Source organism: Paenibacillus konkukensis (assembly GCF_023523925.1).
Classification (GTDB): domain Bacteria; phylum Bacillota; class Bacilli; order Paenibacillales; family NBRC-103111; genus Paenibacillus_S; species Paenibacillus_S doosanensis.
Genome location: NZ_CP027059.1, coordinates 3,533,905 through 3,546,218, shown reverse-complemented (window position 1 = coordinate 3,546,218; position 12,314 = coordinate 3,533,905). Strand labels below are relative to the sequence as shown.

8 protein-coding genes are annotated in these 12,314 nt (G+C 57.3%); 3 read left to right on the top strand and 5 right to left on the bottom strand.

From position 1 onward, the window contains the following. Positions 1-33 precede the first annotated feature (33 nt). The 5 genes from SK3146_RS15125 to SK3146_RS15105 all read right to left on the bottom strand — a co-directional run bounded on the left by SK3146_RS15125 (position 34) and on the right by SK3146_RS15105 (position 4,437). On the bottom strand, positions 34-396 hold the full coding sequence (locus tag SK3146_RS15125; RefSeq protein WP_249865808.1) for a hypothetical protein: 363 nt from the start codon (positions 394-396) through the stop codon (positions 34-36). A gap of 153 nt (positions 397-549) precedes the next feature. Next, positions 550-1,161, bottom strand: coding sequence for an HD domain-containing protein (locus SK3146_RS15120; protein WP_249865807.1), 612 nt, complete (start codon positions 1,159-1,161; stop codon positions 550-552). Between the two features lie 90 nt (positions 1,162-1,251). After that, positions 1,252-3,345 (bottom strand): hypothetical protein, encoded by a 2,094-nt coding sequence (locus SK3146_RS15115; RefSeq protein WP_249865806.1) that lies wholly within the window; start codon positions 3,343-3,345, stop codon positions 1,252-1,254. A gap of 11 nt (positions 3,346-3,356) precedes the next feature. Continuing rightward, a complete protein-coding gene (locus tag SK3146_RS15110; protein WP_249865805.1) occupies positions 3,357-4,205 on the bottom strand; it encodes a hypothetical protein in 849 nt (282 codons plus the stop codon). A gap of 82 nt (positions 4,206-4,287) precedes the next feature. After that, on the bottom strand, positions 4,288-4,437 hold the full coding sequence (locus SK3146_RS15105) for a hypothetical protein (RefSeq protein ID WP_249865804.1): 150 nt from the start codon (positions 4,435-4,437) through the stop codon (positions 4,288-4,290). Between the two features lie 179 nt (positions 4,438-4,616). On the opposite strand from SK3146_RS15105, the gene SK3146_RS15100 reads away from it, so the two are divergent. The 3 genes from SK3146_RS15100 to SK3146_RS15090 all read left to right on the top strand — a co-directional run bounded on the left by SK3146_RS15100 (position 4,617) and on the right by SK3146_RS15090 (position 12,278). Further along, positions 4,617-6,377 carry a VWA domain-containing protein gene (locus tag SK3146_RS15100; RefSeq protein ID WP_249865803.1) on the top strand — a complete coding sequence of 587 codons (1,761 nt, stop codon included), beginning with the start codon at positions 4,617-4,619 and terminating at the stop codon, positions 6,375-6,377. A gap of 21 nt (positions 6,378-6,398) precedes the next feature. Further along, entirely contained in the window at positions 6,399-9,788 is a 3,390-nt protein-coding gene (locus tag SK3146_RS15095) for a tubulin-like doman-containing protein (protein ID WP_249865802.1), read from the top strand. A gap of 84 nt (positions 9,789-9,872) precedes the next feature. Beyond that, positions 9,873-12,278 (top strand): hypothetical protein, encoded by a 2,406-nt coding sequence (locus tag SK3146_RS15090; protein ID WP_249865801.1) that lies wholly within the window; start codon positions 9,873-9,875, stop codon positions 12,276-12,278. The last annotated feature ends 36 nt before the right edge of the window (positions 12,279-12,314 follow it).

The window sequence follows — 12,314 nt, the reverse complement described above, 5'->3', positions numbered from 1 at the left end:
ATGAGTATGTGCCGGCCAAGGAGCGGACCGCATTCATCGTTTCCTTGGCCGCGGCATTCGACTCGCTGAGCGGTATGCCGCGCAGCAGCGGCTGCTTGCAGTAACTTTGCGCACGCTGAGTGGGAAGGCCCCCGGACTATGCTCGCCGCAAGGCTCGATGCGATGAGGCTCGGACAAGAGCAGCTGCAGCAGACGGGCAAGAGGCGGCGAGGTTCGGGCGCCGGATTGCAGCAAGGCAAGCAGCTCCTGGTCCGTCATCAGCTGAATCGCCGACCGGGAGGCAGGCTGCTCATGAATATAGAGACGCACCGCGCGGGACAAGAGATCGTACATCGCCAGGAAGGCGGTACTTAGAAACATGAAGTTATCCTGGGCTGTGGCGTCCAGCAGCTGCAACGCCGCGGTTTCATCGTTGTTTAGGAAATGATGCGCAGCAATTTCCTGTGGATATCCGGGGGCTCCCCCGAAAGTAATGTCTACCCATAGAACGATCCCAGAGGAAAGGTTAGACGCCGATCCAGCTGAAGCTGGATGCGGACGGAATAAGCTTCAAAGCATCACGTCACTTTTGGGGGATTGGTTCTTCGTATCGAGATAGTTGCCGCTGAACTTCAGTTTTCCGATCAGCTCCCAAGGCTGCGCCGCACACCGCCCCGCCGCGCAAGTATCCCGCACAAAACTGTCCAGATGATCGAGGCCGAGCAGCTCGCTTCGGTGGGTCAAGGGCGAGTCTTCGTTCAGCAGCCGGACGATGCGCTCGGGAGACAATTCGTGTTCCGTCAATATGGACGAAATAGGCGGAGACATAATGGCCGCTTCCGTCATCCCGTGATGACTGACGTTCAGCACATGCTCGGCAGTATGCGAGAAGGGGAGATGGCCGACATCGTGGACGATCGCCGCGGCCCGCAATTCCCGGTGCTCGGGGAAAAAATGCCGCACAAGCGCCCAGACGCCGACCGTATGCTCGTAGCGCGAATGGGTAACCGGGCAAAATAAAGCACCTGCGCCGAAATGATGCAGATGCTTCAATCTTCGCACGGGAGCGCTCCGGAATAAGGCGGCTTCGCAATCGTCGGCGAGGACGCGCATCCGGTACAGCGGCTCCCATACTTCGTTATGATGAAATGTTTGCTGAACAGCAGGGTAATGCTTATACATAGGATTGCCTCCGATTCCGGTTACTGGGAAAAGAGTTATATTATAACGGGAATCCGGAAGGTTGTAAACGTATGATGCCGGCAGGCCGAATCAGGGCTGTGCCGGGCGGTTGGCGGAACGGCCGGAGAAGCCTCCGCCGTCGTCCTGCGTCAGCTCGATCACGGCGATTTTATAGGTGTTGGCCGCCGCCGACGATGGGACGCCCGTGGCGCCGCCTTGGTTCGCTCCCGCCGCCGCGCCGCTGCCTCTGGTGGCTCGCGGAGCGGTGTCCGGCAGCGGGCCGGCGCCGTTTATTGAACCGGCGCCCGGGCTTCCATCGGCATTTCCGGGCACATCCGCTTGTTTTGTTGCTTTCGCGCTTACTTCGGCTTCTCGATTCGGAACAGGGCTTGAGCCTGCCGCGGGGCTCTTCGTCCCGGGTACGGCGCCGGCCTCGCCTTGCGGCCGCTCCCGGCTTTCCTTCCCATCCGCTGCGCTCTTCTCCAGAAGCGTCCCCGTTACGACGGCCGGTCCCGTCCGAAACCGGACATTGCCGCTCAGCAGCACAACGTCGTTGCCGAGCCTGACGACGGCGGTATTGCCGTCCACGGACGCGATCTGGCATTGAAACCGGATGATCGCTCCCGTCTTCTGCTTCGGCAGCTCGGACAGCGCGATGTCGAGGACATCGGATTTCACCTTCGCGAAGACGTACTGTCCCCCTTGAAATTCGTAATAGGCCTGCCGTCCCGCGGCCTCGCCGGTCGGATTATCGACAATCAGCGTGCCCGGGCGGCTGCGGTCCGGAGCGAATCCGTCGGCTTCTACGTCGAGAACGGTCTTGAGCTCCGCCGAGCGCGGCTCGTAGGATACGGCGACGTATCTGGCTCGGCGCGATTTCGACGCGGCTTCGATGACGACGGCCGGCTGCTGGTCGCCGCCGCCGAGCGGGCCGGACAGCTTCAGCGCTTGGACGGCAAGCTGTTTGCCGAGCGCGGCCGAAGCGTAATCGAGCTTTTGATCGGCCGCCAGACGCGCCAGGACAAGCTCTCCGTCTGCCGCAATCCCTACGGCGGCGAGCTTCGCGCCCCATGCCCCTTTGGCGCTCTGCACATTCGTGAAGACGGCGTCGGCCTTCGCGCCGGTCGCTTTGCGCAAGAGCTGCGCCGGATCGGCTTCAAGCCAGCGCTGCTCGGTATCGGCGGCTTCCTTCGACGTATCCTGGTACGCGTTTAATACCGTATACAAATCGATCGCTTCCGCGAATTTTTTCGCGGCGGCAAGCTGCTGCGCCCGGGTAAATTGCGTTTTGATCGAAGCTTGAATATAGCTGCTCAGCTTGGGGCGTCCGTCCGTAAGCTCTTTAGTCCCTTGATATTTTTTGGAATAAGATATAAAGGCGGTTAAATCGTTTTTCTTCAGCAGCGAAGCGAGCGCATTCTGCGCATACGTCTCGAACTGGGGCAGCAGCCATTCGGCCTGAACGCCGCCGGCCGTATAAAATTTGCGGAGGCGCTGCGTTTCGTCCACGACCTCGGGAAAGCTCTTCGTTTGGAACAGCGCGTCCAGCCGTTTCTGGTCATAAGCTTTGAACAACTCGTTCAACTGCTGCTTCTTCGTCTTCTCGTCCTTGTAATAGGCGGCGGGAATTTGCAGCAAATATTGCATCGCATTGCCGCTGTCGAACGACTTGTCGGCGGCGCCGTTCTCCAGGCTCTGCTCCAGCTGCGTTTTCACGTCGGCGAACGATTGCGCAAGCCCTTCCTCCACCCGATAGGAGGCTTCCGCCTCGGCAAGCCGCTTCTGGTCCGCTTCGCTGCGCGAAGCATACTCCGTTTGGACCTGCTGGAACGACTCGTACGCCTGGAGCAGCGTAGGCACGTCGTTCACCTGGGTCGCCGCATGCATCTGGCCGGCGATGGAGCCGAGCGTCCGCTTCAGCTCGGTTACCGGCCGAAGCGCGTTCAGAGCGGCGTCGATCTCCTCGTTTTTATAGCGGATGGCCGTATTCGCACTCGCACGCTGGAACAGAGCCTCCGCTTCGAGCTCATGCCCGGCCTCCTGCGCTTTCGCCGCCTGCTCGTACAGATCGGCCTTCGACCAGCTGGCGTAGCTCTTGTAGCCGGCGGCGGCGAGCATGACGGCCAGCAGCAGACCGGCCAGATTGCGCGTATGCTTCGAACGGCTGTACATCGATATGAACATGACCGTCCCTCCTACAATAACCCTTGAAATTCGGGATCAAAATCGTATTTCAGCTTCACTTGCTCCCGCGCCTTGTCGTACAGCTCGGGCACCCGGTCGCGGCTGCCTTGGAGCAGCTTGCACAGGCGCAGCAGGCGGTCTCGCGGCAGCGCGTCCAAATAATCGGCGATCAGGCCGGGGTACTGCAGCACATAGCCTTTGACCCGCAGGGCGGCGCTTGCCGTCAGCGCCAGCGTCTCCGGACCGCCCGGGAAAGCCTCGATTGCCTGGCGGTGGCGCATCACATAGTCGAGCGCGTCGCGCCCGACGAGCTGCGGACTGACCTTGCTCACCTCGTGCAAATAGCGGATGAAATCCGGCTCGAAGCCGGACGGAATCAGGGTGGACAGCTCGAGGTCCATATCGCTGCGCACGATAAAATGGCTCAGGCACATCAGCTTCAGCACCTTCACCTGATTGCCTGTGATCAAGTAGCCGATTTCGCGCAGCTTCTCGTAGGCGGTCTTGAAATCGTCCGCCTTCAGATCGTTTGCCGCATCCTCCAGATCGAGCAGCATGCCGTCGCGGATCGCCTGATGCTCGGTCGCCAGCAGCTGATGCAGCAGCCGGTTTTCCACGGAGGAAGCATAATGGTTGGCCAGCAAAAAATATCCGGCGACGAGGGCGATGCCCGCCAGCACCGAGATAACCATCTGCAGGAGGGTTTCCGCCAGGAAAAAAGCGGCAAGACTGATCGAGAAGGCTATCATCGCGTCTCTGGCCGTTTGGCGGCGGCGAATCGTTCGGACGATCTGCCGGTACGACTGGAATTTTCCGTCCGCTCCGCATTTCAGACAATTTTCGCTCCAGAGAACGGACACATTTCCGCAACCTTTGCACTGTTTTAAACGTTCAAAAGCATGGCGGGTTCGCACGCTTTTGCGAAATTGCACGGGAATCTTTTTACTCATGGCGATCACCGTTGTTCAGCAGGTCCAGAAATTCGGCGTCGACGGCGTCCGGGCGCACTTCCTGCTTTCGGCTCGTATGAAAATAAATCCAGCGGGCGGCGACAAAGACGGCGGCAAAAGCTATTCCAATAAATGTCGGCATCGGATTCTCCTAAACTTTAAGATTCTATTAGTGGAATTTTGCATATTAAAAAGTTAATATGGTTAGTAGACATAATATACATCATCGCTCCCACATTTTACAATTTACAACAGAAATTCGTTACAACCCCGACAGGAATCGACAATTTCCGTAAATCACGTTTTGGAGGAATCAACACAATGAATCATACCACATCCGTCTTCCGCTTGCTCCTTACGCTTCTGCTGCTTCTGACCTGCTCGCAGGGAGCATGGGCAGCCGGCGCGGACGGCGATACGCATATCGACGCGGTGCTGTCGGTGGACGTCAGCACGTCCATGAACGAGAGCGACGTCAACAAAGTCAGCTACGAAGCGATGAAAATGTTCGTCGATATGTCCTCGGTGCAAGGAGATAAAATCGGCGTCGTCGCCTACACGGATCAAGTGCTCCGCGAGAAGGCGCTGCTGAAGATGAACAGCGTTTCGGATAAGCAGGATCTCAAGAAATTCATCGACCAGTTAACCCGCGGGCCTTATACGGATATCGCCGTCGGCGTCAGCGAAGCGGTCAAGGTGCTGGAGTCCGGCTCCGAGCAGGGGCATGTTCCGCTCATCGTTCTGCTGACCGACGGCAACAACTCGCTGAATGCCGGCAAGTCGCAGGAGCAGTCGGACAAAGTGCTGAGCGACGCAGTCAAGAAGGCCAAGGACAAAGGCATTCCGATCTACACGATCGGCCTCAACGCCGACGGACAGCTGAACAAGGATGCGCTGGAGCGCATTTCGAACGAAACGAACGGCAAGCTGTTCGTGACCAGCTCGGCGGACGATCTGCCGCAAATTTTGAGCGAAATTTATGCGAGTCATCTGAAGCTGAAGGTCGTGCCGCTCACCGGCATTACGGCGAACGGCGATTTTCAGGAGGTGGCTGTGCAGATTCCGAACTCCAGCGTCCAGGAGGCCAACATTTCGATCATGTCGGCCAAGCCCGTAGAGGTTAAGCTGTTCAATCCGGCCGGTCAAGAGCAGGCGATTCCGTCCGACCAGATCGTGTATTCGACTTCGAACGCTTATTCGCTGATCAAAATTTTGAACCCGGCGCAGGGCGACTGGAAGCTGAAGGTCAAAGGGGTTCCCAAAGAAAAAATCGACATTAATTTAATTTATAACTACGATTTGCAGGTGTCGATGGAACTTTCGTCGTCTATATCTTATAGGCCTGGAGACACGGTGCCGGTCAAAGCGTATTTGCAGTCGAACGGACAGAAGGCTACGGATGCCGAGCTGTACAAAAACGCCAAATCGACGCTGATCGTCACGGATCTCGATACGAAGAAGACGCAGGAAGTTCCGCTCGCCGTATCGGCCCAGAGCTTTGAAGGCTCGATGAAGATCGCCGATGCGCACGATTATTCGCTCAAGGTAAAGGTGGAGAACGCGAATTTCGTCAAGGAATCCGCAGCGGCGACGATTTCCGCCAAATCCGGAGCCAAGGCTCCCGAGACGGGCACGGGGACTTCGGAGGAGCCGAAGATCAACTGGGCGGTGACGGGCGGCTCGATCGCCGGCGCGCTTATTCTTATCGCAGCGCTGCTGTACGCCCTGTCCGTCTGGAAGAAGGCGAACAAAGGCTTCGTCGGCCAGTTCGTGATCGAAATTAAGGACGAGGATACGGGAGAGCGCACGACGCCGCAGTACAAGAAGCTGAACGCCTTCAAAGGCAAGTTCCAGCTCCATCAGCTGCTGCAGCTGGCCCCCGAGTTTGCGGAGACGCAAACGATTATCTTCAGGCCGGGAGCCGGGGATACGGTCGCGCTGTTCAACGAATCGGGCTGCGTCATCGAGAAGGGCGGACGCGTGTTCGACGCGGCGAAGGGCAAGGAGCTGAAAAGCGGCGACCGCATCCGGATTACGCTGCAAAACGTAAATAAATCGATCTCCCTCGAATATATAAAATAACCGTTAACGGAGGAAGCACATATGAAAGCAGTGGTCAGAGAGCATATACAACAGTTGGATGTTTCTTTGGGCGGCGGTATTATCAGCGAAAAAATCCGCGTCGACACGATCGACAACCCGATGCTGATCATCGGTCTCGGCGGCACCGGGATCGATGCGCTGCTCCGCTTGAAATACCAGATCAACCGCCGGTTCAAGCTGCCGGAGGACCCTTTTACGAAGAAGAAAAAGGAGAAGCCGGGCAACGTCGAGTTTCTCGCGTTGGAGACCAACGAGCACGACCGCAACAAGAAATATAAGGGGATCGGGCTCGATCCGCTGACGGAATTCGTGCTGCTCTCCAATCCGGAGATCGGCAGCGTGCTGCAAAACCGCAGCGTGCTGGAGCCGTACATCAAGGAATGGCTGTCGCCCGAGCTGACGATTACCGACGGCATCAACGGCGCCTCCGGCGTCCGGCAGGCGGGACGGCTGCTGCTGTTCACGAAGATCGTGCAGGTCGTGCAGACGATCGAGCGGAAGATCAAGACGCTCTCGGTCGGCACGAACAAGAAGCTGATGGTATTTCTGCTGACCGGTCTGTCGGGCGGTACGGGCAGCGGCTGCTTCCTCGATATCGCCTATATCGTTCGCGGCATCATCGAACGCGATTTCGGCTCGGCCGGCGTCGATAAGGTGAACCTGCTCGGCTATTTGTTCACGCCGGACGTGAATTTGGCCAATAAGAGCTTATCCGAGCATTCGCGCGAATATATCAAAAAGAACGGCTATGCGGCGCTCAAGGAGCTCGACTACTGGATGAATGTCGACGAACGCAGCGAGCGGTTCAAGCAGCAGTATGCTAGCATACTGAACGTCAACTCGCCGATGCCTCCGTTCAATCTGGCGCATCTGATCTCGGCGACGAATCTCGAAGGCAAGCTGCTGGAGAACGCCTACGATTACTGCATGAACGTGACGGCGGAGAATATTACGAACTTTATGGCGAGCGAGGACAAAAGCTCCGGCGAGGAGTTCGCGATCCATGACTATATCAGCAACATCCGCACCAATATCAATCAGATGCCCAAAGCGTACGCGGCCAACTACCAGTACAACATTTTGGGCGCCTCGTCGGCCGTGCTGCCGATCGAGGAGATGACGACATACCTCGCCTTCAAGATGTTTCAGCGGATGGAGAAGATGTTCCATGCCGGTCCGTCCCAGGAGGACGTAGAGAAGCTGGCGCATAAGCTCGGCATCGATCCCGATTCGATCCACAGGGAATTCGGAGAGCGCGTGCCGGAGCCGCTGGCGGGCTATCAGAACAGCGAGCGGTTAAGCTATGCCAACGTCGTCAAGCAGCAGACGGTCAATATCGATACGGAGCTGGAGCAAAGCTTTCTCTCCCGGGCGCGCGAGGAATATATCAAATGCCGCAGACAGCTGCCGGGCGAGAAGAAAGAGCTGTTCTCCGAGCAGGTAACAAAAATTTTCCGCAACCCGGAGCAGGGGCCGTTCTATGTGTCGCGCATTATTTTGCAGGATAAAGGATTCTGTCTGCTGAAGCTGATTTCCTCGTATATCGAGTCGCTGAAGGAGAGCATTTACCGCATTCCCCGCGATATCGAGTCGGCCGAAGAAAATTCGGAGCAAAAGCTGACCGAGGCCCGCAGCGCGTTCATCTCCAAGGACAAGAAAAAGGATGCGTACATCGAGGCCAAAATCCACGAATATTTGCTGCAGGCCGACCGCGAGCGAATGGAGCAGATGGTGGAGTTTTACGAGGATTTGTACGATTTGATCAACCAGGAAAACTCGCGGATTTATCAAGTGTTTACGGAGCTGCTGAACGAGCTGAACAAAATATTCGAGAAAAACGGCGATATTTTGACCAACGGCGAGGAAGAGGTCGATCATAAAGGCAACCGGACGTACTACTGGAACGTCGTCAGCGTGCCGGATATGGCCAAGCTGATCGGTCAGGTGACGGACGAGAAGAACGTGAACGATTTGATCCGCGATTTCACGAACGAGCTGCTGCGCAAATCGAATCAATGGATCAAGGAGCAGGAAGTCGACGTTATCAGCGCGATCTCCGAGTTTTTGACCGACCATTTCGGCGATCTGATCACCAAGTCGATGGAGGAGTTCCTCGTCATCAAGTACGGCCATGACGATTCGATCGAGAAGCTGGTGGAGCAGAACATCGCCAACCGCTTGTACGAGGAAGCGAAGCCGGTCTTCCATTTGAGCAACAGCTCGGGACATTTCAATTTCCCGTCATGGGGCTTCGTCTCGGTGCCGGTGAAGGCTCCCGCCATTTTCAAAGGGATTCGCAACTTCCAGGATCATGCGATCGCCAACTCGCGCTTCACGGTCAAGGAGAGCGAAGTGAAGAACCGCATCTTCTGGCTGAACACGCAAAACGGGATTCCGCTGTTCCTCTATACGCCGCTCAAAGTATACGAGACGAGCTATGAGAACACGATTCTCGAGCCGGAAGGCATCGGCCGCCATTTGGTGCAGACGGATAAGATCAACTGGACGTATCTGCCTTCGCCGATACCGGAGAAATCATGGGGCGACACCTACGACAATTCGCGCGTCAAAAAATACAATGCCGAAGTCCGCGCTTTGTTCGATAAGCTGATGGAATACGGAGTCATCCGCGTCAAAGGCGACGACAGCGGCACGATTAACCGCTACGAATGCCGATTCTCGCAGCCGTTCGATCTGGAGCGCCACCTGGCCTCCTTCAATATGCAGCTCGGCTCGCAAAGACCGAATCTGGGCGAAGTGCAGCGCTGCGTGAGCGAGCTCAAGGCTTTCGTTCAGCAAGGGCTGCCGGTGGAAGGAACGAAAGACATTTTCGGCAGCATAAGCGAGGAGATGGCGAAGGACAACCTGATCCGTTCGCCCGAGCTGCTCAAGCGGGTGAAGGAAGAAGGCCGCAAGTACGATCAGATCTCGGCCAAAATCGCCGAGCTGGAGAAGCTGCTCGGAGCCTACAAGGACGAAGAAAAGCTGATGCAGCTGTTCATCGAGGCGATGTATACCGACACCATCTGCAAAAAAGGCGCTTTGTTCGTCTACGATCACGATGCGGACGAAGATCCGTGGGACGCTTTCGTCAATCTGATGCAGGTGAATAAATTCGTCGAATACGAAATTTATAACCGCGTCCGCGAGCTTGATGAAAAGAAGAAGGCGCTCTTGCAGCGCAAGTCGGCCAAGCGGGTACAGCAGCTGACGTCATCCTCGGATATTAGCGGGCTGCTCGCGAAGCTTAGCGAGATGGCGGCCAGTTACCAGGAGGCGAAATCGGCTCTGGATTACGATCGCGTCGAGTGGGAGAACGGGGAAGACATGTACCGCTTCTACAAGCAGGTGTCGGTGAAAGTAAACGATATGGTGAAAAGCTTGAAATAGGCCAGTCGGCATCTAGGAAGATCAAACGGGGCCGGATCTAATGAAAAAAAGAACACTTCGCTTAAGCGGAGAGGGGGAAGGAACATGCGGGAGAAGCTGCTCGCGTTCGCCAACGAATATGCGGCCGATATGGATAACCGAGGCAGTGACGGAGACGAGCTGCGCAGCATCAACCATCCGCTCGTGTTTTTGTTCCTTGGCGACCAGACGGAGGAAGCGCTGCGGCAGGTTGCAGCGTTAAACGGCAAGCAGTGGAACAACAGCGCCGGCGTCGTCTACTTGCATGTCGGCACGAAACCGCTGGACGCGGATGACGACCGCAGCTTGTACCGCTGGACGATGCCCGCCGCAGCCGGGGATAAGAAAAGCCTGCGGGCGGATTTGCACAAGCGCTTCTATCAAGATGAAGCGAAGCTGCTGGAATTGAACGTCATCCTGCGGAAAATGAACAGCCGCATCGCGGAATTCGGACGGATGTATTCGCATTTGCAGCGATTGAACATCGCGGTCGTAACGGAGCTGGACGATCCTTGCAACGTGCTGCTGCCGGAATTGACGGTGCTGATCAAATCGGTGTTCGGGGAGCATTTCCGCTCCGTGATGATCGATTTGTACGGGCTTTTGGAGGAGAAGCAGGTCGAGGAGACTTATGCCTTCTCCTCTTCGCTCGGCGTCAGCTTTTTGCGGGAGACCGACTCGTACCAGGATCGCGGCTACCGGTTTGAAGCGATGCTCCAGGTCACCGGAGAAGGCATTCGGCTGCCGGTTATGCACGGTCCGTCGCCGCTGTTCGACATGGTGTACTTGCTGAGCAACAAGGATGAGCGGGGGATATTTGCCGATAGCGGCATGCAGGGCGCTTACGACATCATCAGCGGATTGAATCTGCTGAAAAACCGCAAGGCGCAGCAGGAGCTCGATCCCCAGCACGGCGCCTATAACAACCAGCAGTTCAAGCAGAATATGATCCCACCGGATACCGACGGACGCTGCTACGCATCCGCCGGCATGGCTCGGGTGAAGCGGCCGGATCAGGCAATTGCGCTGACCGCGCTGTACCATTGGTACCGCCTGGCCCTGCAGCGGCTGAAGGAGAACAGCGCGTCCAGGGACAGCCGCGAGCTGCTGCACGAGCTGGAGCTGGAAGAGGGGCGTTCTTCCCGCTTGGCCGAGGAGCTTGTCAGCGAGCCCGCCAAAGCGGTCGACGGGATGTACGGGATGCTGTATCATCCCGTTTCGCCGTCGGAGCTTAAAACGATGACGCTTCGGGAAGCGGAGATCGCGCTGTTCGGCGGCAACGCGCAAACGTTCTTCGAGACGAACGTCGCCCGACGGGCCGAGACAGCGCTGGCCCAGCGCGGCCTGCCGCGGGAGCTGGAGCGGCGGTTCCGGGAGCGCGTCCTGAATCACCCGGCTTACGGGTTTATCAGCGGCTGCGCGTGGACGGCTGAGACGCTGGAGGGCGGCATTGCGCACGAGCTGCGCGAGCAGCTCAGAGAAAACGCGGCGCATATCGAGCAGTGCCGCGAGGAGCTGAAGCGCAAGTACGACGAACGGGTCGAGGCGCAATCGTTCGGGCAGGCGTCGCTATGGAGCCGGCTGAGGAATCAGCTTTCAGTGAAGCAGGTCGTCCGGCATATCGTCGATGAAGTGTACGGAATGAAGCTGGAGCTGCTCTATTTGGAGACGAAGCAGCAGCTGCTTGCCGGTTATATCGGCAAGCTGGAGGAGCTGCACGCGTACGCCGCGCCGTTCGCGGAACGGCTTCGCCGGTTGGAGACGGCGCTTCGCGATACGAGTCGGAGCAGCATATCCGTGACGAACGATTACTTGGGCCGCAACATCAACGAGTTTTACGAGCAAGTGGTGAAGGAGATCGCAGATGAGCTGGAGGAGCGCCGCGGCGTTCAGTTTTATTGGGAAGACCGCTGTCTCGGCAATATATCGGCTCTGCTCCTGCAGGGGGAAGAGGCGCTGATCGACCGGCTGATCGAAGCCGCGCGCAAAGACTTGTTCTCCCATCGCCTGTTTAGCCGCACGTTCGAGGACGAGCTGCTGAAGCGGGCGAATGTGGCCGCCAGCTACGATAACCGCGAGGTGCTGTCGAAGGAGGATCTGTTCCGCGATTTGTACGCAACGCTCGAGAACGAGGCGGCGATTCGCATCGATGTGTACCGGTCGACGCATCGGCACCGGTACGAGGAGAAATATATATTCGGCGATTATCAGAGCGAATTCGTACAATATGCGTACGCCGTCGATCACGGCAGCCGAACGTACAAGCTCGGCTGCATTCATGAGAAAAAGCCGAGCGGCATCGAGAAGCTGAACCTGATGGGCGGCTTCCGGCTGGACGATCTGATGTATTACCGCAACGGTAAAATTTATTACGATACGTACGTTCAGAACGGGTACCAGTTTCACGGGATTGAGCTGAGCGGCCCGGAAGACCGCTCTTCGGAACCGAAGGCGCTGCCGGATCAAGACTAATCATCAGCATCGGGCTGCGTGGCGGCCGGAAGCGGA